Genomic DNA, 22433 nt, shown 5'->3' with positions numbered 1-22433 from the left:
CGCGATCGGCAAGCTACCGGACGAAATCAACGAAGCGGCGAGTCGACGGTCGGAATCCAGATCGTGGAAGTCGCTTCGTGGAATTGCTCCGGTCCGCCTTTCGGCGGCCAAATGCCGTCGGCAAACGATTTGGCGCGAATCGCGATGCGCTCATCGAGGCTGTTCCAAGGCCAGATGTGCGTGATGCGCGGCGCGCCATCGAGCGCATACATGTTGAGTGTCAGCGGCGACCGCTTTGAGCGCTCGGGCATCGCGGCCTCCCATGCCTCGATGGTCGGCGTCAGTCCGCCTGGCTTGAGCCAGTAGGTGCGGAACTCGTAATACTTGCCGAAGACTCCCGGCTCGACAATCGGGAGGAACGGAAAACCGGCGTAGCTCTCGCTCTCGAATGTACACGCGCTGCTGGCGGCCCCGAACGGATCGGGATGGTGCAACTCGCGGTACCGTTCGCGCGCCAGTTCTTCCGCATCGGCAAAGCCGCGCAGAACGCGCACGCTTCCGAGCCGGCCGTTTTCCGAGGTCCAGATCCCGAGCCTGCGTCCCGTGGCCACCGGACGATCGAGCCACGTCTGCGCATTCGCGATCACCTGGGGAAGCTTCAAAATGTGCGACGACAGCGTAGTCAGTTCGTAATGCATAGCGAATCTCCTGAGTCCATGAACGCCCCTTCGGACGTCCTTGACGAACGAGCTTAGACTGGTCCTGTTCAGAAGAGAATTCCCTCTTTGCTCACACACTCTGTCTGGAAATAGCCATGTTCGATTGGCAGGATCTACGCTACTTTGTCGTGCTCGCGCGCGTGGGGACGCTCTCCGGCGCCGCGGGCGCGCTGTCGGTCGAACATGCGACTATCGGGCGGCGTGTCGCGTCGCTGGAGACGGCACTCGGGTTGAAGCTTGTTTATCGCCTGCCTCGCAGCGTTCGCCTGACCGAGGACGGCAAAGCGATCGCCGCGCTGGCAGCACCGATGGTCGAAGGCGCGCTGGCGGTCGAGGCCTATGCGTTGCGTGCTTCCTCCTCGTTGTCCGGCACGGTACGTATCAGCGTGCCGCCTACTCTCGGCAGCCATTGCATCGCGCAGCACATGCGCGCGTTCCGCGAAGCCAACCCAACTGTGAAGATCGTCATGGAAGGCGCCGCCGGCATCGCACCACTGGATCGCGGTGTCGCCGACATTGCCATCCGGATGGTCGAGCCCAAGGAAGGCAGTCTGGTCACGCGGCGGATCGGGGCGATCCGCTTCGGCTTGTATGCCAGCCATGACTACGCCTCGCGCCCCGCGCCGCAATGGGAGTTCATCGCTTATGACGCGTCACTGGACCATGTGAGTCATCAGCGCTGGCTGCGCGCTTATCTCGACGGGCGCCCCATCGTATTCGAAACAGGCGATGTGATCGGCCAGCAGGCGGCGGCTCGAAACGGTGTCGGCGTCGCACTCCTGCCGACGATGATCGGCGATGGCGACACGGCACTCGTCAGGGTCGGCGGGGCAGCAGCGCCGCAGGAAACGCCGCTTTGGCTCGTGACCTATCCCGACCTCCGTCGCACGCCGGCCGTCAAGGCTGTCATGGCATTTCTGGTGGAATGTGTTGGCCGCGAACCGCATTTCTCAGATTCTTAGAGATCCTGTTTAATCGATGTTACTGACCTTCCCTTTGGTCGTAGGCATCCCGGGCGTGCTCAATCTCGTCCAGATGCTTGATCGACCAATCATATACGGCGCCAAACGGCACTTGCAGCGTGCGCCCTAATTCGGTAATCGAATATTCGACCGCCACCGGCGAGGCATGGATCACTTCGCGCGCAATCAGACCATTGCGCTCGAGACGCCGCAGAGCCTGCGTAAGCGCCTTGTGTGTGATGCCTTCCAGCCGCCGCTTGATTTCATTGAACCGTGTCGGCTTCTCCGTGAGCAGCGTCAGGATCATTACCGACCACTTGTTGGCCACCTGATCGAAAAACGAACGCGCGGCACAGTCCGCAAAGAATACTGCGTCAACCTCGCAAGCCATGCAGATATCCTCCTGTATATCTACGCACTTCGTGGTGCGTAATTGACCGTAGATCTCCAACGTATACCATGAGTATCACGCATATTGCTTCGAGCCCTGGCGCCTGAACGGCTCTGCCTGGGCGCAAAGCGCCCGATCGGCTCGATCACCACGGAGAATACAGAATGGAAGCAGTCCAGAGCAGTTCGGCATTACTCAATGTAGCCGATTTCGCTGTTCCAACGAACGTCTCCACTGCACGACTTTCTGCATCGGACCGCGGCACCGGGAAGAACGTGATGTTTTTGCACGGCTGGACCTGCGATTCCCAGGACTGGAGTGGGCAATTGCCCTTCTTCGAGAGCAGGTATCACGTCGTCGCCGTTGACCTGCGCGGGCACGGTGCGTCCGAGGTTCCGCCGTCCGGCGCTTATTCGCCGAAGGACTATGTTGCCGACATCGAGGCGCTGATTGTGACGCGCTACCCGAACGAGCGATTCATCGTCGTGGGACATTCGATGGGCGGCCAGATCGCAGCCCGTCTCGCGGCGCGCCGGCCCGATCTGGTCAGCGCCGTCGTCTCCGTTGACGGAGCAATTGGATTGTCGGGCGATGCCGCTGAAGTCTTCGACAAAACGGCCCATGAACTGAACGCAGGCGATCCTCGCGCCGTCGTCGCCGCGTTGTTCGAGCGCGTCTACGGGCCCGCGACCGATCCGGCTCACAAGCGTCGGCACGCGAGCCGGCTGCAAGGCATGCCGCTGCACGTCATTCGCGAATCCTTCGCCCCTTTGTTCTTCGGCGACGATCAGATAGGCATCGGAGACGCGAGCGCAAGATTCTGTGCAGGCTTGCAGGTCCCCTTCTATCACCTGTGTGTCGACCCAGTCCAGGCCGACGCCATGCGGCCGTGGTTCTCCCACCCAAAATCGAAAGTGCAAGCATGGTCCAACGCGGGTCACTGGATCATGCAGGACCGCCCGGACGACGTGAACGCCGCCGTGGCTTCATGGATAGATTCGCTTTAACCGAACGCCGCCATTTGACTTCGCCAGGCGCGCCCTGCTTTGGCGCGATCCCGGTTTCTGGACGGCCGTCGCTATGCACCCAGAATCGACAGGTCGGTCGAAAGCGTTCGTTTGAACAGCGTGAGGAGCCGACGTGCGTCCCGTGGACTCATGGCGTCGTTCGCACGCACACCACCGGCAGCCGGCATAGCGGCGATGAACACGATCAACACGCAGATCGTGAAGTCGCCGTTCATGGCGGTCTTCTTCGGTACTACGCTCACCGCGGCCGCGCTCGTGATTCTCGCCTTGTTCCGCTTGGGTCAGCCCGGTGCGCTTTCCACGCTGTCAGGCGGTGCGATTTACGTTCTCGGCATGTTCGCTCGTTGCCGCCATCGCAACGCGTTAGCGAGCAGGATCGGGTTACCGCGACCCGGGCATCCGCTGCCCCGGCAGGAAACCGCCATCGAAGCCAGACAGCGCAGGAAAGCCGGTCGATTTGCCAGGCGCGGCGAGGCCGCCAGCATTGCTCTGTGCGGTTCGCAGGCCCGGGGCCAGAAACAGGAACTTCCACCCGTCATAGGTCTCCGCGCCCTCGAAATCCTCGTATTGCCGCGGAAATCCTGCGCGCTTGATCGTGGCCTCGTCTGACCGGCTGAAGACGCCGTAGAATCGATCGCCCTGCAGCATGGGTACCCAGTCGTTCTTGCCCGTAATCGGATCCGGATACGCAAAACGCAGATGATGCAAGGACTTGGGAAACCGCTTGTCGTCGAGCAGTTCGTCGACCGATGCGGGATAAGCGCGGCCGACGCGGTAATACCGCAGAATCGCCAGCCGGTACTGGTTGCCAGCGAACAGCAGTTGCTTCTCCTGTTCGCGGCGGCGTTGCAGCGACCACACGTCGAGTGCGCCCGCCAATGCGATCGACATCAGCATCAGCGCAATCAGGAGCGTCAGCAGCACGAGCCCGCCCTCACGCGCGGCACGCCGCCGCGAGCGTCGCCGCGCCCGCGCTTTTGCGCGCGAGCCGACACGCCGCGTGCCTGCCGCGTGGCTCATTTGGCGCTCCCGTCCGCGCGCGGTGGCGCTCCCTGAGGAGCACTCGCCGGCGCCACGTCGTAGACGCCCGGCTTGGTTTCGTCCGGCGAAGCAATCACCGCCCATTTGTCATCGCCATTGACCGGATCCACCGGGACGGCGCGCAAGTAATGCTTCGCCACCAGTTCGTCGAGCGTCTCAGGATACTGGCCGTTGTCTCCGTAGTACTGATCGATCGCGTTGCGCATCACCGCGACGTTCTGCTGCCTGACCTGCTCCTTGCCGCGTTCGATGCTGTGCATATAGCGCGGCACCGCTATTGTCAGAAGCAGGCCGATGATTGCCATCACGACGACGAGTTCGATCAGGGTGAAGCCGCGGGCCTTGTGCGTGCAAGCGGGTTTCATGATGCATCGTCACCATTGTTTGTACGGGATGCCGTTAATGCCGACGCGATCGGATTTCGACGACACGTCGAACACATCCTTGCCAGCCTGTTCGCCGCTCATGCCCGGGTCGCCGCCTGCTGCCTGATCCGGCGGCTCTCCATAAGAGCGCACGTTCCACGTCTCTTCGGCAAGCGTGTCCGGGTCGCCGCTAAAGAAAGGATCGCGCGGCACGTGACGCAGGTACATCAGCAGTCCGCCTTTCGGATCCCTGGCGTTCTTTACGCCCGTCACGAGCACGCTCAACGTCGGCGGATAGCCGGACGCTTCCGCATCCTTGTCGATGAGACCGGTATCGCTCGCCTCCTTGTAGGCGTCGAGCGCGGTACGGATCTCGCGCAATGCGTCGCTCAGCTGCTGCTCCTTCTGACGCTGCACCATCAGTTCCGAAAACGGCATGATCGCGAGCGCGAGAATGCCGACGAGTGCGAGCGTGACCACCAGCTCGATCAGCGTAAATCCACGTTGATCGAGCTGGCGTGTGACGCGCAAGCGCATCGTGCTATTTCCGGTAGCCACGGCTCAGTACCCACCCTCGACCGGGCGAAGCGGGTTATCGCTCGGCATGGTGCCTGGCGGCATCGTCAACATCGGCGGCGGTGCGGCGGACGTTGCAGGCGCTGCGGGCGCAGGCGGCGGCGCTGCGGCCGCAGCTTCGCCGCCCGCCTGCTCCGCTGCCGATGGTTCGGCTGGTGCCGGCGCCGCGCTCTGGCCGGACTGCGGCGCGGGAACCGCTTGCGGTGTGGGCGTTCGCGAGAAGCGTCCACCGTACGGTTCGGGCGGCGGCGTCGTGCGCGGCGGCGGGGCCATCTGCCCGAACGCGCCATTCGAAGGCGACGGCAGTGCGGGGTACGCCTCGGCGCCTCCTCGCGAAGACGCCCCTCCAACCGTGCCGCCGCCGACCATGCCTGGCATCGGCTTCACCGGAGGCGCCACGGACGTCGCCGCGTTCGCCACGACGGGGTCCAGCCGGAGCTGATCGGCGTGCACATTGACATCGGTGCCCGACCACAATTCCTGCGTATCCGCATCGGCAGCAAGCTGCGGCCGGACGATGTGCGGTGTGATCTGCAAGACGATCTCCGTCTTGACGTGGTCGCCCTGGTGGTTGGAGAACAACCTCCCCAGCACCGGCAACTGGCCAAGACCGGGCACCTTGTTGGCATTCCTGCGGTCTTCGTCCGAGATGAGGCCGCCGAGAATCTGCGTTTCGCCATCGCGCAAGCGCAGACTCGTCGAGGCGCTGCGCGTTCCGATCTGATAGGCGAGAGAATTCAGGCCGTTTGAATTGCTGCTCGAAATCGTATTCGTGATGTTGCTGACTTCGAGATTCAGCTGGATGCCGACGTCGCCATCGCGATAGACCCGTGGCTGCACCTCGAGCTTGATGCCGACATCGAGGTACTGAATCATTTGCGTATAAGACGGGCCGCTCGTGCTCGGCGTGCTCGAACTCGAAATCACCGGTACTTTATCGCCAATCATGATGCGCGCCTTCTCGTTGTTGCGCGTCCTGATGCGCGGGCTCGCAAGGAGATTCGCGTCGGTATCGGTGAGCTTGAAGTTCGCCGTGGCCGAGAGGCTGCTGACATTCAGTTCATTGATCGTCAGATGATGCAGCAGGCCCCATGTCGTCGCGGTGCTCGGGGTCGACATCGTGAACGAATTAGGCCAGTCGATACCCAGATCGGTGAGGCGCTCGTGCGACACTTCCAGCACCTCGACCTCCATCATCACCTCGGGATCCGGCAAATCCTGCGCGGCGATCATCTCCTCGGCCACCTTGATCGTGTCGGGTGTGCCGCGAACCGTCACGGTATTCGCACGCTCGTCGATCACGACTTCCTTGACCTTCAGAATGCTCTTGAGCAACTGCTGGATCTGCTTGGCGTCGACGTTCGACAACTGGAACGTGCGCACCTTGAGTTCCTGATATTCGAGCTGCTTGGCGGGCGTGGCGGGATAAATGAAAAGCGTGTTCGCGTTGAGCTGCTTCTTGTCGAGCTGATTCTGCATGAGGATCATGTCGACCGTGTCCTGCACCGACGCGTTCGTCACGAAGATCGTCGTCTTCAGATCGGCGCGGACGTCGCGGTCGAAGATCACGTTCAATCCCGTGGTGCGCGACAGCGCTTCGAACACCATGCGCACGTTCGCGTCGCGAAACTGCAGCGTCACGGGCTTCTGCATGATCGACGAAGCCGCAAGCTTGTCATCGCGATCCGCCCGCTGCTGACTGAGTTTGGCGTTGAGTTCCGTCTGCATCTGCTGCGCAAGGGTGTTGGTCGGGTTCTCCACCAGCACACGGTGCACCCGCTCGGCCGCCTGCGCATACGCGCCGCGCTTCATCATGCGTTCGGCCTCCTGCAGGATGGCCAGATCCTTGCGATCCTGATCGATCTGCAAGCCGATCTTGCGTATGCGCTCATTGGTCGGATCGATGTCGTACGCCTGGAAGAGATTGCGGATCGCTTCGTCGAACTGGTAGTTCTTGCGGTACTGATCGGCCTGGTCGAGCAGCGTGTTGACCTGAGCGTTGCGCTGGTTCAAATAGTCGACTTTCGCCTGGGCATCGGTCGGATCGTCATGAACGTTCGGGACGTGCATGCAGCCGCTAAAGGCGAGCACCGACACGGCAATGGCCAGCGCCCGTCTTCTCGCGGCCTGTATCGCGTCCGGGCACGGAGCGGGCAACCGGATGACTGGCGAGAGGCGTGCTGCTGGGCCGCCGTCTCCATCGCGGCCCGCACCCCGTGTGCGTGAGGTTTTCATTTACTTGTCCTCTCGTGGAATGGCGACCACCTGTCTTTCGTGCAGCGGCAAATAGGTCAACACGACGTCCGACTCCGACACCGACTCGACGCGGTACTGGTTGTCGATCACGTCGCCCGGCGACACGATCAGCAACTGGTCTCCGCTGCTGAGAAAGACTTGCGGCTTCGCCGCCTTTGCATCGAGCTGCCCCACGTAGGCGAAAGGCACGGGCGGCGCGGTGGGCGGCGCGGGCCGCACCGGCGCGGCCGGCACTTCGACGGGCGGCGGCGGAAGCCACGAAGACGCCGTGAAGGGATCGTGGGCCGATTCGAGGGAAAGCGGCGCGCGCAACGAAAGTAGCCTGGCATGGGCCGCCGCAGACGCTGAGGCCTGCGCCGCAGACGCTGGCGCAGCCTTCGCGGCCGCCTCGGACGAGTGCGTGCGGCGCCTGGCATCTGGCCGCGCGTGCGCGTCGTTGCGATGCTGGCTGTCGAGCGTGGCGACTTGCGCCGGCATCTGGCGTGCCGCGACCAGCACGCGATACCCTGCCCCGGCGGCCGCGATTGCGCAAAACACCAGCAGCACACGCATGGGCAGAGCGGGTCTCATGGCTGGGCGCTCCGGTAAATCAGTTCGATGCGCACCCGCGCATCGAGAATATTGCCGTCCACCGCGGGACGTTCCACATGGATTTCCCGTAGCGCTGCATTCGGCACCTTGTTGAGCACCAGTGCAAGGAAGTGCCTGATCGCGCCGTACTGATCCTTGACGGGCAGCATCACCTGATAGCGGGTAAAGCGCGCGCCCGCATCCGTGCTCACCTGGTACTCGGCAGACCCGAGTGTCAGATTGCTGCCGCGCGCCTGCTCGAATATGGACGCGATATCATCCGCACTTTGAGAAAAGTGCGGGAACAGTTCCGGCAACGCCTCGAGCGCTATCGCATCGACTTGCGCATCGTGCTTGCCAGCTGCATGGCGCGTCCTGGCCGCCTGGACGACATGGGCCGGGGCCCGCATCTCCTTCGTATCGGCTTCCACGCGGGAAATCTCGGCGCACATGAGGGCCGCCGCGCCAATCATCAGGATACCGACGAATCCAGGCAGGCCGAACAGGCGCCGCAGCTCGAACCGCAGTGTCAGCAGCCGGTCGCGCAACTGGTCCACATTCATGACTTCCTCCAGACGGCGGTGATCTGGAAACGAACCGGCTTGCCCGGCACATTGTTCTCGACCAGGTGATCGTTGAGCACGGCCTCGCGAAGCAGCACGCTCGTCTGCAGATACTTCAGGTACGCGATCATCGCGTCGATATTCTTCGCTTCGGCCGTGATGCGAATCTGGCTCTGCGCAGGGTTCTGGTCGATGCCGATCAGCGCGACGTCATGGTCCGGATAATCCTCCACGATCGAAAAGAGGTCTTGCCACGGCACGGTCAGTTCGCGCAGTATCGACAGGCTCTGCTTTTCCGCCAGCCTGGCGGCCGGTGTGGGCGGCGGCGTCACCGCGTGTCTCTGCGCGAACGTCAGATGGCGCATGACGTCGAGCTGCGCCTGCACGCGATCGTTCTCGGCATACGCACGCCAGAGCCGCGCGCCGCACGCGAGCAGCAGCAGAACGGCGACGCACAGCAGGATCAGGCCGCTCGTCCCGGTGCGTGCGCGCCGCCTGCCGAAGTCGATATCGAGGACCTGGATCATTGCGCACACTCCATCAAGCGCCGCGCGGGCGAATTGTCCGTCGCCGGCTGTGCCGGCCGGATCGCAGCCGCAAAGCGCGCTTCGAACGGCGCCGGGTCGGTGTCGTTGCCGAACAGATAGATCGTGCAGTCCTCCCGCTTGAGGCCCGCTCGCGTCGCCGAGCGTTCGAACAGCTGCTCGGCCAGTTCGGCAAGCCGTGACGCATTGCCCGCGTCGCCGGGAAACAGGCGTTGCGCATCGTAGGCGGCCCAGCCGCGCCGCTCGATCATCACGGCCTGCATCAGCTCCTCGGCGACGAACATCAGCAGTGCATCGCCGCCCGCCGCCACGTCGATGCAATTGAGCATTTCGGGCAGTCCCAGTTTCAGGCGCGAAATCCGCACACGTCCGGAGGCACCGACCTCATGAATGCCGTCATGAAGCGCGCGGGACATGGCGCTCGCAAACAGCGCACGGCCGCCCTGCTGCACGCAAAAGCGCACCAGCAGCGTGGCGCCGTCGATCCCGTAGGTGTCGGTGAAATGGGCCAGCGCGACCTCTTCGAGTTCGCGCGCCCGCAGCGTGCGAAAGTCGCCGCGCAATATCGCGTGGATGCCCCAGAAGTCGTCCAGCACCACATGCGCGTTGCGCGTCGACGGCTTCGCCTCGCGGGGCGCCGCTTCATCCGCATCGCCTGCATCGGCGCCGGGCGTGGTGACGAGCGCCGCGCGCAGCGCGTCGAGCAGACCCGACTCGGTACCGTACTGGTCATCGGGAATCGTGAAGCTGGCGGGCTCCGCTGGTGGCAGATGCTTGCGCGTGCGCCACAGCCCGGGCGCGCGTGCGCCGACGACGATCTCGCGTGTGCCGACTCCGATCGCAACCGGACTATTCGACCATCGTGACACGATTGATCTCCTCGAGTGTCGTTTCGCCGCGCTTCACCAGATCGATTGCGGCCACGCGCAGTGTCTGCATGCCGTAGCGCATCGCCGCAGCCTTGATGTGACCGAGCGGCGCGCGCTCCGACAGCAGTTGCCGAAGTTCGTCGTTCATGCGCAGCGCCTCGGCGATCGCACGCCGTCCGCGATAGCCGCTGCCACGGCAGGCGCCACAGCCGGCGCCGCGGCGGAAGAGGTAGCCGCCCGCTGCGTCCGGGTCGATGCCCGAGCGGATGAGCGTTTCCGTGTCGATCCTGTCTTCGGTCACGCAGTCCGGGCAGCATTGCCGCAACAGGCGCTGCGCGACCACGCCATTGAGCGCGGAAACGAAGCTGTACGGGTCGACCTCCATGTTGGTGAACCGGCCGATCACGTCGAACACGTTGTTCGCGTGCACGGTCGTGAATACCTGGTGCCCGGTCAGTGCGGCCTGCACGGCGATCTGCGCCGTTTCCGGATCGCGGATTTCCCCTACCATGATCTTGTCCGGGTCATGCCGCAGAATCGAGCGCAGTCCGCGTGCGAACGTGAGCCCTTTCGCCTCGTTCACCGGGATCTGCAGGATTTCGCCCAACTGGTATTCGACCGGATCCTCGATCGTCACGATCTTCTCTAGACCGTTGTTGATTTCCGTGAGAATCGCGTAGAGCGTCGTCGTCTTGCCGCTGCCGGTCGGCCCCGTGACGAGCAGCATGCCGTATGGCATCGACGCGAGCTTGCGCATGAAGCGCGTATCGCCCTCCTGAAAGCCGAGTGCCTCGAGCGTCAGGCCGCCCGCCGATTGCGATAGCTGATAGCGGTCGAGGATCCGCAGCACCGCATCCTCGCCGAACTGGTTCGGCATGATCGACACGCGGAAGTCGATTTCACGCCCCGCGTACTGCGCCTTGAAACGGCCGTCCTGCGGCACACGCCGCTCGGCGATGTCGAGCTCGGAGATCACTTTCACGCGCGAGAGCACCTGGTCCGCGACGTCGCGACCCTCGGCACGGCCGACCACGGTGAGCACGCCGTCTACGCGGCACTTGATCATCAGCCCGTTCGCGCGGCATTCGAGGTGAATGTCGCTCGCCATCATCTTGAGCGCGTCGTAGATCGTCGAGTTGAGGAGTCTGACCACAGGACTGTCGTCGCTGCTGATGCCCTGCAGCGTCAACGCCAGCGAGGCCGGATCGACTGTGTTCTGGATCGGGTCGTCGAACGCGAGGGAGTCCATCGCGCGCACGTCCTTTTCGCGCACGGTCAAATACGCATTGATGTCTCCCGCGCTCGCGAGCGCCCAGCTATACGGCACGCCCGGCTGCGAGCGCATCCGATGCTCGACCCAGCCGCGCGTGCGCGCATCGAGCGGATCGGCGATCGCGAACAGCAGCCCGTGATTGGCGTCGGGATCGTGGAAGCACACGCAGAGGCGAGTCGTCGCTTCGACGAACGAAACCACTTCGAAATCCGGTTCGAGCTGATTCAGCTCGCGCATACCGATCGACTTCATGCGGAACAGCGCTGCCAGTTGCACGCGCAGTTCGTCCGCGCTGAGCGAGGTTTGCGCCATCAGCTCCTCGAGCGCGCGAATGCCGGAACCATGCCGCTCGCCGAGCGCTCTCAGTGCGTCGCGCAGATCTGCGCGCGCTTCGGCTTGTGTGCCATCCGGCTGGGCGATGAGTGTATCCACGCGCTTCCCCGATTCGGTTTACTGAATGCTCGACGCAATTTCGAAAATCGGCATGTACATCAGCACCACGATGCCGCCTATCACCACGCCGATGAAGATCATCATCGCGGGCTCGATCAAGCGCGAAATCAGATCGATCGTGCGCGACACCTGCGCCTCCTGGAACGCCGCGATGCGGTCGAGCACGGGGCCGAGACCGCCTGTCTTCTCGGCCACCGTCAACAGGCGGTACGCGATCGCGTTGGCGAGCCCTGCCTCCTGAAACGCGTCCGAAACCTTCGCGCCGTTGCGAACCTGGTGCAGTGCGCCCGCGAGCGCCGTCTGGTCAGCTCGTCCGACGAGGCCCTGTGCGAGGTCGAAGGCCTTCACGGCGGGAATGCCGCCGTCGACGAGCATGGCCGTCGTGCGATAGAACTGCGACTGGCGAAACACGCGAAAGTGTCGCCCGATACCGGGCAGTGCCAGCATGCGATCGGCGATCCAGTTACGCACGAACGGGCGGCGCAACGCGAAGCCGGTCGCCACGGCCAGCACCGCGACGCTCACGGACAGCCCGGACCCGTGCGCGTGTACCAACCCGCCCCAGGCCATCAGCATGCGCGACAGCAGCGGCAGCTCGCGCCCGCTGTGTTCAAGCAGGCTCGCGAAGCGCGGCACCACGAAACCGAGCAGGAACAGAACGACCGCCGCGCCGACGAACAGCAGGACCGTCGGATAGATGGCCGCGGACACCACGCGTGCACGCAGTTCGTGGAGCGTCGCGCTGTTGCGCGAGTAACGCGTGAGGCTGTCGGCGAGACCGCCGGTTTGCTCGCTCGCCTTCACGCACGCGACCAGAACCAGCGGGAAGATATGGCTTGCGTGCTCGAGCGCCGCGGATAGCGAGTGCCCTTCTTCGAGCTGGCGCAAGAGGTCGCGATACACTTGCGCCGACGTCTCGCGGCGCTCGTTGCCGCCAAGCGTGCGCAACGCGTCGACAACACCCACGCCCGCATCGAGCAGCGCGGCGAGTTCGCGCGCAAAGAGCTCGACGTTGAACCGGCCTCCGGGAATCCCCAGCCGGTTCGCACGATGCCGCCGACGGCCGCCCTCGGCGCGCACCGAGACGACACGCAGACCGCGGGAACGCGCGAGTGCCGTGGCTGCCGTGGGCGTTTCGCTGTCGATGCGAAGCGTCTGGACCGAGCCATTCGTATCGAAGACACGCAGCACGTACTTCACGTCGACTCTCCTTGCAGACAACCCACCAGCAGCGCGGCGGCCCCGCCGCGCGCCCCTACCACGACGAGATCGTGACGTTCTCGCCCGCGCCGTCACCGCGCCCGTTCTTGCCGAGCGAATACAGGTCGTAGTCGCCGTGTTCGCCCGGCGAACGATACTGATACGCGCGATCCCACGGATCCACGGGCACCGCCTTCTGCAGATACGGCCCGCTCCAGTGCGCGGCATTCTGCGGCTTCTCCACGAGCGCCTCCAGGCCTTCTTCGGTCGTCGGATACGCGCCGACGTCGAGCCGGTATTGATCGAGCGCCTGGCCGAGCGACACGATCTGGGCACGCGCGATCTTGACGTTCGACTTGCCGACCTGTTCGAAATATCGGGGCGCAACGAGACCGGCCAGCAAGCCGATGATGACCATCACGACGAGCAGTTCGAGCAGCGTGAAGCCGCGCCGCGCATACGTGCGTGCCGGTGCCGCAAAACCGGCGCAATGCCGCGGCGCCTCTGGCTCGGGCATCTGCACACCGGGTTGGATAGAGGTCGATTCGCTATGCACGGCTCCCCCCTGTATCGACTCACCGCTTCAGCGCCGCTGAAGCCGTTGAATGCATTTTTGTTCAGGTCGATACGGGCAAGAAGTAGGGAGTGCCGTCCAAAGACATGGGTAAAGACCCTCCAGTTGCAACTTCCCGTCTGGAGGGATTTCACACATGTTCGTCGTCGGGCAACGACAGCACGCCCATGTCGATCGCAATGCGCACGAGGCCATTCAGGTTCCTGATGCCGAGCTTGCGCATCAGGTTCGCGCGATGCTTTTCGATGGTCTTGGGGCTGAGACTCAGGCACGCGCCAACCTGACGGTTGGTGTGCCCTTCGACCACGAGCCGCAACACCGTGCGTTCGCGGCCCGTCAACGCGTTCCAGAGCTGCGCCTTGTGCGCGATGTCCTCCCGCGATCCGTGCGCCCCTGCACTGATCCGGTTCGCGCCGGCCGCGCGCTTGCCCTGCATCACGAAGCGCATTTCCCGGACCAGTTGATCGAACGACGCGTCCTTGACCACGTAGCCGTCGGCACCCGCGGCGAACGCCTCCCGCACATGGTCTTCGCTCCAGTGAACGGTGAGGACAATGATCCGGACGCGCGGGGACTCGCGCTTGATGGCGGTGATCGCTTCGAAGCCGCTGCCGCCGGGCATCGTCAGATCCATCAGGATCAGATCGGGCAGCGTCTCCCTGGCGAGGCGATGGGCTTCGAGCCCGCCGCTCGCCTCGCCGACGATGCAGCAGTCGTCCAGTTCGGAAACCATGCGACACAGGCCGCTGCGCAATAGATGCTGGTCCTCGGCAATCAGCACACGATGTCGTTTTTCCAATTTCGTCGCTCCTTGCGGGACGCTGCAGGCCTAGTTGGAAGCGACGACGTCGTGATAGGCGGCGAGCAGTTCCGACGGCGTGGCGAAGCCGTCGATGCGCAGCCATGGCTTGCCCGGTGCGGCGCGCAGGAAGGCAACCGGCGTGTGATTCATCTTGTCGCCCCGATAGACGTTGAACGCGCGCTGCGCCGCAATGCTCGCCTCGACCGTGCCGGTGTAGTGCTGCCACTCGGGGCCGGCTTCGAACCTGGCCGCATAGGCCTTGAGGCGCGCAGGCGTATCCTCTTCCGGATCGATCGAGATCGAGACGATATGGACCTTGTCCCGGTCGCTGCCCAGATCGCTCTGAAATTTCTCCAGCGTCTGGCTGGTCATCGGGCAGATCGTCGTGCAGGTCGTATAGATGAAGGTCACGATCACCGGACGGCCATCATTCAACTCGTCGACGAGCGAAACGGTCTTGCCGTCATCGCGCACGAGGTCGACCGAAGGCAGCGTGTATTGTGCGGTCGTGCGCGTTGTCATGCCCGCCATCATGTGATGATGCATGTGAGGATCGGCAGCAGCGTCGTCGGCGGGTGCGCTCCATGCCGCGGTTGCCGCGATCGCCATGCCCGCCAGCACCCCGATCCTTAGTTTTGCAGTCCTGTTCATACCGGTCTCCAGAAATGAGGAGAAAGGTCGCTTCTCGCGATGCGCAGGTTGCGGCGCTTTCACTTCCTCGCAAGTTCAGTGTCATGAATTTGCCTACAAGCGTCATTGGATGAGGGACCCCAAACGGCGGTAGGGTATGCCCGCTTGATGGAAAACCCGCACCGTGCATTGGGGGGTGTCCCCACACTACGACCCCACAAATTCCCCGTTGCAGCTTGCGTCGACCACGGCCTACAATCCCGATAGTCTTACGATTTGATTATTTCGACGCGTCGGGGAGCTCCAATGGATGAAAGCCAGCCAGGGGGACCGCAGGTTAGATTGCTCGATCTGATCGAAGCAATGCGCAAACTTCGCAGCGCGGCCTACTCCAGCCAACCCGACGCCGGCGTCGTCACCGACGCGCGCGGCGCAGCGCTCGCGATTCTCACGCCCGATGGGACCTTCGTGTCGGCAAACCGCAGCGCCGCCGCGCTGCTCGGCTATTCGAGCGCCGAGCTCGTCGGCAAGGGTCTCGCCGACCTCGCGCCCGACGACTCTCATAGCGACCTGGCAGACGAATTGTCCGCGAGCAAGGCTCGCGAGTTTCATTCGTTCAGCGCCGTCCTCACCGGCCGAACGGGTCATCCAACGCGGCTGGCGCTGCATCAGCAATGGGTCCCCACGAAACAGATGGAGGCGCGCGTCATGCTGACGCTTTTCGAAGAGCCGCTAATCTTCGAGCCCAGGTCTGGCGACCCGGCCGAACCGTTCGATGCAAGCGAGCGGATGTGCCAGACGTATCTGATGATGGGCCAGCAGAAGGAACGCCAGCGTCTTGCTGCGGAGTTGCACGACGGCCTCGGCCAGGCGCTAACCCTCGTCAAGCTGATGACAGAGGACGCACTGATGCGCATACGCCGCGGGCAAGTCGACGATGCGGTACAGCTGCTGGATGCGACCGTGTTCAGGGTCCGCGAAACGATCGGCGACGTGCGGCAGATATGCGGTGAACTGAGGCCGCTCATGCTGGACAAGCTGGGGCTGCCCGCAGCATTGGGTTCGCTGTGCCGGCGCATCGAACATGGCACGGAGGCGATCTCAGTCTTGTTCGACTGCGATGTCGCGGATAAGGACGTACCCGAGCATCTGAAAGCGGACATGTTCAGAGTCGCTCAGGAGGCGCTGAACAATGCCGTCAAGCATGCCGAGGCGACGGAAATTTCCCTCAGCCTGCGGAGTGACGTGGGCGGCCTGCTGTTGACGATTCAGGACAACGGCATCGGCTACGAGAACCACCCGTTCGCCACAGAAGACGCCTATTCGACCGGATTGGGCCTCATCGGCATGCAGCACCGCGTGGAGATGCACGGCGGCGCGTTTTCGATCGAGTCGTCCGCCGCGACCGGTACGCGCGTCTGCGCGACCTGGACGCGCTAGCGAAGCCTTCGTCGCACTCAGGTTCCCGTTTCGCCCAGGCGGTATTCGGGCAGCTCGCCTCCTGGGCCCGAGCCCGGCGCCGGATCGGTGCGTTCCGGCAAGTGCGCATCGTCAACGTTCGGCTCAGCGCACTTGGCGGCGAGCGAGGTCAGCAAACCCATGCTCATCGCGACGAGAACCAGTTCGGTCAGGTTGGCGATATGGAGCTTGTGCATCATGCTCGCGCGATATTTCTCGATTGTCTTCGGACTCAGGTTCAGATATTGTCCGACCTGCCGGTTGGTGCGTCCTTCCGCGATCAGCTTCAGCACGCTGCGCTCGCGCGCCGTCAGCACGTCCCAGGCATGCTTCGGTGCGGGCGCTTCGCGGCCGCTGACGAACGAGTCGACCATGTACCCGTAGACGTCCGCACTCAGATGCTTCTTGCCCTGCATGACTGAGTGCATCGCGACCAGCAGTTCCTCGAACGAGACGTCCTTCAGCACGTAACCGTCGACGCCGGCACGCAGCGCTTCCCGCACGTACTCCTCGCTTTGATGCACCGTGAGCGCAATGATCCGGATGCCCGGCGATCGCCGTTTGATCGTCGCGCTGGCGTCAATGCCGTTCATCCCCCGCATCGACAGATCCATCAGGATCAGATGTGGGACGAGCGTCATCGCCTGCTGGCAGGCTTCCTTGCCGTCCCGTGCTTCGCCGACGACGTCGTAGTCGGCTTGCGCACACAACATCGAACGTAGACCATTTCGCAGCAGATCGTGATCCTCTGCGATTACAACGCGACATTTGGTATTCACGTCTTGTCTCCCAGTGCCCGTGCCCTCGGCCGTCATTCCCGCATTCACTATTTGACGAAAATTCTTTCCTTCCGCAAAGCTTTCACTCTTTACATTCGAATTCCTAACTGTTAGCTTTATGTTATTTTCGGATTACTGTATGTGCCTGCCCTCCGCAAGGTTCACGCCACTTCGCGCAGAGCAAGCAACGGCGCGCATCTCCACTTTGTGGGGCATGCCGGCAGCGCATCGGGTGTCGAAAAATGTTTCAAATTCGAACCCTTTCGAAATCTCCAGAAGATTAGTTGCCGCAATGGATGGCGGGAAACCCGTTCATTTCTATCATTGGGTGAAAATTGGTCGATGATATTTGCATCCAGCGAGAAGAATTAAGCCGCTACGCATGACGGCGGAGCTGCTGCCGTCGATTACCGTCCATTACCATTTATTTCGAATGTTAAGTTTTTGCAATGCGCTTTTTGGCCGCGCTTTTGCGTCACAAAGTGTAGGGAGGTGCCCCATTGCCGAGCCGTTTTTTCTTCCACCACAATTCAGGTGCAGGAGAAAACAACGATGCATTGCCACCCGTCATCCCGCTTCGGAAACGCGATCATTGCCGCATTCGCGATGCTCGGTGCGGTGTTGCCGGCAACGGCATGCGCGCAGATTTTTGGCGTGATCGACGGCAACGGCGCCATCGTTCTGACGAACGTGCGGGGCAAGCCCGGATTGAAGGTGATCGTTGCGGGCGAGCCGCCAGGCGAAGCGGGTGCGAGGCGCCAGTCCCGCAAGTCACCAGGCGGCGCCGGCTCTCCCTTGTACGCGGACGTGATAGATGAAGCGAGCCGCTCCTTTCGCGTTCAACCCGAACTGCTTCGCGCGGTGATCGACATCGAGTCGGGATACAACCCGAAGGCAGTGTCGGAGAAAGGCGCGCTGGGATTGATGCAGTTGATGCCGGACACCGCCGCGCGATTCTCGCAAGGCGACATGTTCAATCCGCGAGACAACGTGCTGGCCGGCGCCCGCTATCTGCGCTTTCTTCTCGATCTGTTCAAGGACGATGTCGAACTCGCGCTGGCCGCCTACAACGCCGGTGAGAACGCGGTGATTCGCGCCGGCTATCGCGTGCCGTCGCTGCCGGAAACACGTCTGTACGTTCCGCGCGTGCTGGCGCGCTACAAGCAACTTCTCGCGGCCAGCTGATCGCCTGATTGCGCGCCCCAAACGGCATGCATAGCGAATCGGCCGACTGGGGACCAGTACAGTCGGCCGGACGCCCTCTGCGACATAGAACGCGAACACTTGCAGGGGTGCTGCGTCCTATGCCCTCCCTCCGTTGTCGACTCCGAGCCGGCGCACGTCACCGGAACAAGGGAATGGTCTTGCCCGTTCCCTCGCTGTGCGCCTGGGCACAGTGAAGCTCGATCATCTGCTCGATCTCCTCCACGCGCTCCTTCGGGACGTCGATCATCATCAAAAGCTCGCCCCGAAGGATCGCCTCTTCGAAGCGCTTCAATCGCGTATTCGGCATTTCGACGCCGATCATCGCCGCTACCCCTGCGCAGAATCCTGCGCCCGAAAGTGTGAGGATCACCACAGTGCCGCCGGCGATCCGAACGTCTTCGGACGGACAGAAAAGGGCAACCAGCGCCATCAGCAGTCCGGCCGCACAGCCTGCTGCAGTGCCACGTGCCAGCGAAGCGAGCAGATCGCTGCGTTGGGCGAGCGATGCCTGCGGCAAGCCGTCGATCGACACATTGTCGTTGGCGATGACATGCATATGCCGCCACTCGACCCGATGCATAAGCAGTTCGCCGACGACCGCCCGTGCGCGCTGTGGGGTGGGCAGCAGAAAATAGACGCGTCGCATTTGAGCCATTCCAGCTTCCCGTCGTGTGCGCAGATGCATGACACGCTTGCGCAAAACGCAGTCGATCTCACGGCACGATCCAGTCCCCGTCGGCCACGAGCTTGATATGGTCCGGCCCGGCAAAGCGGACGATATAGCCGCCCTTGGACGCGAATGTCTGCCCCGGCGCCAGCGTCAGGCGCGGATAGTAGCCCGTCAGGATGCGGCGTTCGAGCATGTCCTGAATCCGCTCCACCAGATAGTCCCTCACGAACGCATCGACCATATGGCTCAGGGTCTCGGCGAGCAGACCGCAGGCAAGGTAGGTGTCCGCCTGCACCTGGGGAGCCACCATCGGAATCTGTCTGATCGAGAACCAGCCGAACGCGTAGTCGACGCGCACGCGCCGCCCTTCCGGCAAATCGAACGGATACGCAAGGCGCGTGACGCCACGCCAGCTCGTCGGCAGGGGGGTGCTATCCAGCCCGCCCATGAGGCCCGACATGAACACCGTATGCGTCGCCGGAGGGATTCTCGCGAGCGCCGCAACATCGGGCGGACGCAGCCACAGCACGAGCACATCCGAGCGCGGTATTCCATGCATCGCACTTGCAACGCCCTCGCCGGCGGCGAGCGCGCGGTTCGATACCGTAATGCCGTGAGCCGCCAGCGCCGTGGCGAGCGACTGCGCTCCGCGTGCGCCGTTGTCGCCCGTGCGATAGATCTGCCAGACGTGCGTCCGCGCGTTCGCCTCTTTCGTGCCCTGCGCCTGCGGCGGCGCGCCAGCTTCATCGACAATGCGCGCCGCAATCAGCTCGGACTCGAGCAGCACGCCCTTCGAGAAGTACACGGAATAGAAGTCGCGATCGTCTTCGACCGGCACCTCCACGTTGGGAAAGAGGCACGGCACGGCCTCCTGCTCGCAGAAGTCGTGAATCGGCGCCCAGTTTTTCCCTCCGAGCCCCGACACGACCGCGAACACAGGCTGCCGGGCCAGAAACTGCGTAAGCTGCCCGCGCCAGGTCTCCGGCGGACCTTTGAGCTCCCACACGTGCAGTTCCCAGCGGCGGTTCACCATGAACATCATCTTGCGCGACGCACGCAACGGCGGCACCGCACCGAGCGGAAAGACGTTCTTGTCGGCGAAGTAATGCGTAAGCACATCGAGCATGCCCGCGCGTTTCACCGGGTCCGCATCGGGGGTGATGATCGTCGCGAAGTGCAGCACGGTATCCGTGACGCCCGTCGGCCTGCGCCGATCGAGCTGTTTCAGATAGCCGATCAGCGCCTGCATCTCGGCGTCGTTCAGCGCGTACTGCGGCATCAGGCTGCTGAGCGGCTTGCCTTCGGAGTCGATGCCTTCGCGAATGGCGCGCGCGACCGTCGCCTCCGTGTACGGTTCACGCTCGGCGCGCATTCCGGGAACGTATGGCAAGTCGCCGTCTTCCGGGTTTTGTGCGCGCGGCTCGACGAGGTAGCGCCAGGTAATCGGCGGGATGCTGCTGTTGCCCTCCCTGGAGCCCAGGCCACTGCGGCGATGACAGTTCACACAGGCCGCGGCTGCGCCTTGCAGGCGCACGCCCCCGTCGTGCATCGCCTCGAGCGCTTCGCCCGATCCCAGTACGCCCTGCTGATAGAGGGCCTGCCCGACGCTCGACGTCGCGACCGGCGGCGCGGCAGGCGCGCAGCGCGCCTCGCGCACGGGCATGATCAGCGCGGCGAGCAACGCGCATGGAGCAAGCCATCGCGCCGCCAGCGACGGTGTCCGTGTGCGGCCTGCCGGCCCGCTTGCGACGCGATTCATGGTCAGGGCGACGGATGTCCGGCGCCAGGCAGCGCCGGCGAGGCATCGACGTCGATCGAAACCGATTTGCGGTGCATCTGCGGCGCCGCGGGCCTCGTGAAGATTCCATCGTCCAGCGCCGGATTGAGCGACACCTTGTCGATTGTCAGCTTGTCCTTTTTGTCGGACGCCGCTGCGCCGCTCTCGATCTCGAGCGGTATCTGCAACCCCTCGACGCTTCTGAAGTCGCTGTAATTCACCTCCACGACGACCGACTGCCCACGCGGCGTGCGCACCTGGTGGTCGACCTGCACGTCGAGAAACGTTTGAGCGTCGATCCACACATGGCGGATCACACCGGAAGGCAGCTTCGCGGCAAGGCGATACGCATCGCGCCCGCCCACTTGATCCTTGCCCTCGAGCGTGACCGTGATGCCCTTCGCTTCATGGTCGATCAGGAGCCCGTCGATCACCTGCTCGTCGCGCGCCGAGGTCGCCTCCTCCATCGAATACGGACGCGGCGTCGCGCTGCCCATGCCGTTCGGGCCCAGTCTCCAGCCTTGTTTCCCGTCGAATACGCGCATGGACTTCTGGTTGAACACGGTGACCTCGAAGCGCGTCTTGTTCGGGCGCTTCATGGCGAGGACAAACGGCAGATCCGGCGCAGGTGCATTGGGGCTATCCACGTGACCGGACCAGATCATGGTCTGCACTTTGCGCCACGCGTCGAGCCCGCCTCTCGCCTCGACGTTCTTCTCGATGATCTCATCGGTGCTCAGATCGTGCGCGGGCATCTGCTCGCCCGCGAACACGACCGCCGCAACGCTGCCGGCGAGCACCCATACTGCGACTGGTTTCATGGCCGTCAACCTCATGGGGGCACCCAGCGGCTAGTGGCTTGCGCTCTGGCGTGGGCTCGCGTGCGCGCCGGCATTTGCACTTGCGCCTGGGCTCGTACTCGCCACCGGACGCGGGCTCAGGCTCGGGTTCGCGCCGAGGACCGGCGCGGGGTGCGTCACCTTCGCCACCATGATCTGCGGCTTGGCAAAGAGCGTGTCGTCTGCCTGCGGGTTCAGTGCGACTTTGTCGATGATCAGCTTGTGCGTGCCTCTCGCGCCGACAACAACCGTCTCGAGCGTATGCGGCATGACGAGGCCGCCCTCCTTGCGGTAATCGCGATAGAAGATGGCGACGTTGTGCATCTTGCCGTCGAGCTTGCGCGGATCGCCGTCGATCTTCAGTTCGAGAAAGCTGGCCGCATCGATCCATACACGGCGCGATGTGCCGTCTTTCATCGTCAGCTTCAGCACATACGCGCGATGGCCTTCGACCATTTCCATGCCGAGCACGTCGATTCGCGTACCCTTCGCCGCATAGTCCATGAGCGGACCGTCCAGTTCGGCCCACGATGCGGCCGCTTTGGCCTCCGCGGGCGTGTAGGGCTCCACTTCATTGCGGCCGAGGAACGGCCTGACCTTCCAGCCCTGCGCGCCGTCGTAGACCTGGAATGCCGTCTGGTCGTTGAAACGGACCTCGATGCGGCTCTTGCGCGGGCGCTTGAGCGTCATCGTGAAGGGCAGCCTGGTGTTCTTCGTGCCGCCCGCCTCGAGCTGCCCCGACATCGTCATCGCGTTGACCGCGTGCCACGCCTGCAGGCCGCCGCGCGCCGCGACGTTGCGCTCGACGATCTGCGCGGCGCTCATGTGCGCCGCACCCGCAGTCTGGGCGCTTGCCGCAGAAGACCCCGCGAGCGCCATCGGCGCGCTCGCCAGGAGCGTCGCCACCGAGGCGGTCCGAATCGCCAGCGAAAGAAAGCGGTTCATGA

General features: G+C 63.5%; 25 protein-coding genes. 4 read left to right on the top strand and 21 right to left on the bottom strand.

Annotated features, from left to right (window positions below; genetic code table 11):
• Nucleotides 1-26: 26 nt before the first annotated feature.
• Nucleotides 27-638, bottom strand: coding sequence for an NIPSNAP family protein (locus M3A49_RS08705; RefSeq protein WP_266228338.1), 612 nt, complete (start codon nucleotides 636-638; stop codon nucleotides 27-29).
• Between the two features lie 116 nt (nucleotides 639-754).
• On the opposite strand from M3A49_RS08705, the gene M3A49_RS08700 reads away from it, so the two are divergent.
• Nucleotides 755-1621 (top strand): LysR family transcriptional regulator, encoded by an 867-nt coding sequence (locus M3A49_RS08700; protein WP_266228337.1) that lies wholly within the window; start codon nucleotides 755-757, stop codon nucleotides 1619-1621.
• Nucleotides 1622-1640: 19 nt separating this feature from the next.
• Here the strand turns inward: M3A49_RS08700 and M3A49_RS08695 are convergent, their stop codons facing one another.
• On the bottom strand, nucleotides 1641-2012 hold the full coding sequence (locus M3A49_RS08695; protein WP_266228336.1) for a winged helix-turn-helix transcriptional regulator: 372 nt from the start codon (nucleotides 2010-2012) through the stop codon (nucleotides 1641-1643).
• Nucleotides 2013-2176: 164 nt separating this feature from the next.
• Between M3A49_RS08695 and M3A49_RS08690 the strand changes: the two genes are divergently transcribed.
• Complete coding sequence (locus tag M3A49_RS08690) at nucleotides 2177-3019, top strand: alpha/beta fold hydrolase (RefSeq protein ID WP_266228335.1); 843 nt, start codon at nucleotides 2177-2179, stop codon at nucleotides 3017-3019.
• A 71-nt stretch (nucleotides 3020-3090) separates the two neighbouring features.
• Here the strand turns inward: M3A49_RS08690 and M3A49_RS08685 are convergent, their stop codons facing one another.
• From M3A49_RS08685 to M3A49_RS08620, 14 genes are all read right to left on the bottom strand, one after another.
• Nucleotides 3091-3255: a hypothetical protein gene (locus tag M3A49_RS08685; RefSeq protein ID WP_254355643.1), complete on the bottom strand. Its 165-nt coding sequence runs from the start codon at nucleotides 3253-3255 to the stop codon at nucleotides 3091-3093.
• A 166-nt stretch (nucleotides 3256-3421) separates the two neighbouring features.
• On the bottom strand, nucleotides 3422-3961 hold the full coding sequence (locus tag M3A49_RS08680; RefSeq protein ID WP_254355688.1) for a type II secretion system protein: 540 nt from the start codon (nucleotides 3959-3961) through the stop codon (nucleotides 3422-3424).
• Nucleotides 3962-4056: 95 nt separating this feature from the next.
• Nucleotides 4057-4446 (bottom strand): type IV pilin protein, encoded by a 390-nt coding sequence (locus M3A49_RS08675; RefSeq protein WP_266228334.1) that lies wholly within the window; start codon nucleotides 4444-4446, stop codon nucleotides 4057-4059.
• 9 nt (nucleotides 4447-4455) lie between these two features.
• Nucleotides 4456-4983: a type II secretion system protein gene (locus M3A49_RS08670; RefSeq protein ID WP_266228333.1), complete on the bottom strand. Its 528-nt coding sequence runs from the start codon at nucleotides 4981-4983 to the stop codon at nucleotides 4456-4458.
• Between the two features lie 24 nt (nucleotides 4984-5007).
• Nucleotides 5008-7257, bottom strand: coding sequence for a type IV pilus secretin PilQ (locus M3A49_RS08665; protein WP_266228332.1), 2250 nt, complete (start codon nucleotides 7255-7257; stop codon nucleotides 5008-5010).
• Nucleotides 7258-7848 (bottom strand): hypothetical protein, encoded by a 591-nt coding sequence (locus tag M3A49_RS08660; RefSeq protein ID WP_266228330.1) that lies wholly within the window; start codon nucleotides 7846-7848, stop codon nucleotides 7258-7260. It lies immediately after the preceding gene.
• A complete protein-coding gene (locus M3A49_RS08655; RefSeq protein ID WP_266228329.1) occupies nucleotides 7845-8411 on the bottom strand; it encodes a hypothetical protein in 567 nt (188 codons plus the stop codon). The genes M3A49_RS08660 and M3A49_RS08655 overlap by 4 nt, the downstream gene beginning before the upstream one ends.
• A complete protein-coding gene (locus M3A49_RS08650) occupies nucleotides 8408-8938 on the bottom strand; it encodes a hypothetical protein (RefSeq protein ID WP_266228328.1) in 531 nt (176 codons plus the stop codon). The genes M3A49_RS08655 and M3A49_RS08650 overlap by 4 nt, the downstream gene beginning before the upstream one ends.
• Complete coding sequence (locus tag M3A49_RS08645; protein WP_266228327.1) at nucleotides 8935-9825, bottom strand: hypothetical protein; 891 nt, start codon at nucleotides 9823-9825, stop codon at nucleotides 8935-8937. The genes M3A49_RS08650 and M3A49_RS08645 overlap by 4 nt, the downstream gene beginning before the upstream one ends.
• Entirely contained in the window at nucleotides 9806-11530 is a 1725-nt protein-coding gene (locus tag M3A49_RS08640; protein WP_266228326.1) for a GspE/PulE family protein, read from the bottom strand. Before M3A49_RS08640 ends, M3A49_RS08645 begins: the two co-directional genes overlap by 20 nt.
• A gap of 18 nt (nucleotides 11531-11548) precedes the next feature.
• On the bottom strand, nucleotides 11549-12751 hold the full coding sequence (locus M3A49_RS08635; RefSeq protein ID WP_266228325.1) for a type II secretion system F family protein: 1203 nt from the start codon (nucleotides 12749-12751) through the stop codon (nucleotides 11549-11551).
• Nucleotides 12752-12806: 55 nt separating this feature from the next.
• Entirely contained in the window at nucleotides 12807-13268 is a 462-nt protein-coding gene (gene gspG, locus M3A49_RS08630) for a type II secretion system major pseudopilin GspG (protein WP_254355633.1), read from the bottom strand.
• Between the two features lie 187 nt (nucleotides 13269-13455).
• Entirely contained in the window at nucleotides 13456-14124 is a 669-nt protein-coding gene (locus M3A49_RS08625; RefSeq protein WP_266228322.1) for a response regulator, read from the bottom strand.
• Between the two features lie 30 nt (nucleotides 14125-14154).
• Nucleotides 14155-14778 carry an SCO family protein gene (locus M3A49_RS08620; protein WP_416338937.1) on the bottom strand — a complete coding sequence of 208 codons (624 nt, stop codon included), beginning with the start codon at nucleotides 14776-14778 and terminating at the stop codon, nucleotides 14155-14157.
• A 321-nt stretch (nucleotides 14779-15099) separates the two neighbouring features.
• Here M3A49_RS08620 and M3A49_RS08615 point away from each other — a divergent pair, with 321 nt between their 5' ends.
• Nucleotides 15100-16197 (top strand): ATP-binding protein, encoded by a 1098-nt coding sequence (locus tag M3A49_RS08615; protein ID WP_323183125.1) that lies wholly within the window; start codon nucleotides 15100-15102, stop codon nucleotides 16195-16197.
• A gap of 17 nt (nucleotides 16198-16214) precedes the next feature.
• Here the strand turns inward: M3A49_RS08615 and M3A49_RS08610 are convergent, their stop codons facing one another.
• On the bottom strand, nucleotides 16215-16994 hold the full coding sequence (locus M3A49_RS08610; protein ID WP_266228321.1) for a response regulator: 780 nt from the start codon (nucleotides 16992-16994) through the stop codon (nucleotides 16215-16217).
• Between the two features lie 552 nt (nucleotides 16995-17546).
• Between M3A49_RS08610 and M3A49_RS08605 the strand changes: the two genes are divergently transcribed.
• Entirely contained in the window at nucleotides 17547-18179 is a 633-nt protein-coding gene (locus M3A49_RS08605) for a lytic transglycosylase domain-containing protein (protein ID WP_266228320.1), read from the top strand.
• A gap of 157 nt (nucleotides 18180-18336) precedes the next feature.
• Here M3A49_RS08605 and M3A49_RS08600 read toward each other — a convergent pair whose 3' ends face one another.
• The 4 genes from M3A49_RS08600 to M3A49_RS08585 form a co-directional block, all read right to left on the bottom strand.
• On the bottom strand, nucleotides 18337-18846 hold the full coding sequence (locus tag M3A49_RS08600) for a DUF1269 domain-containing protein (RefSeq protein ID WP_266228319.1): 510 nt from the start codon (nucleotides 18844-18846) through the stop codon (nucleotides 18337-18339).
• Nucleotides 18847-18913: 67 nt separating this feature from the next.
• The gene (locus M3A49_RS08595; protein ID WP_416338936.1) at nucleotides 18914-20629 is read right to left on the bottom strand and encodes a c-type cytochrome; all 1716 of its coding nucleotides are present in this window, start codon (nucleotides 20627-20629) and stop codon (nucleotides 18914-18916) included.
• A 2-nt stretch (nucleotides 20630-20631) separates the two neighbouring features.
• The gene (locus tag M3A49_RS08590; protein ID WP_266228318.1) at nucleotides 20632-21468 is read right to left on the bottom strand and encodes a hypothetical protein; all 837 of its coding nucleotides are present in this window, start codon (nucleotides 21466-21468) and stop codon (nucleotides 20632-20634) included.
• A gap of 30 nt (nucleotides 21469-21498) precedes the next feature.
• A complete protein-coding gene (locus tag M3A49_RS08585; RefSeq protein WP_266228317.1) occupies nucleotides 21499-22431 on the bottom strand; it encodes an outer membrane lipoprotein-sorting protein in 933 nt (310 codons plus the stop codon).
• Nucleotides 22432-22433 lie beyond the last annotated feature (2 nt).

The organism is Paraburkholderia sp. CNPSo 3076 (assembly GCF_026343935.1).
In the GTDB taxonomy this organism is placed as follows: domain Bacteria; phylum Pseudomonadota; class Gammaproteobacteria; order Burkholderiales; family Burkholderiaceae; genus Paraburkholderia; species Paraburkholderia nodosa.
The sequence above is the reverse complement of the archived record's forward strand: the minus strand, read 5'-3'. Positions and strand labels throughout refer to the sequence as shown.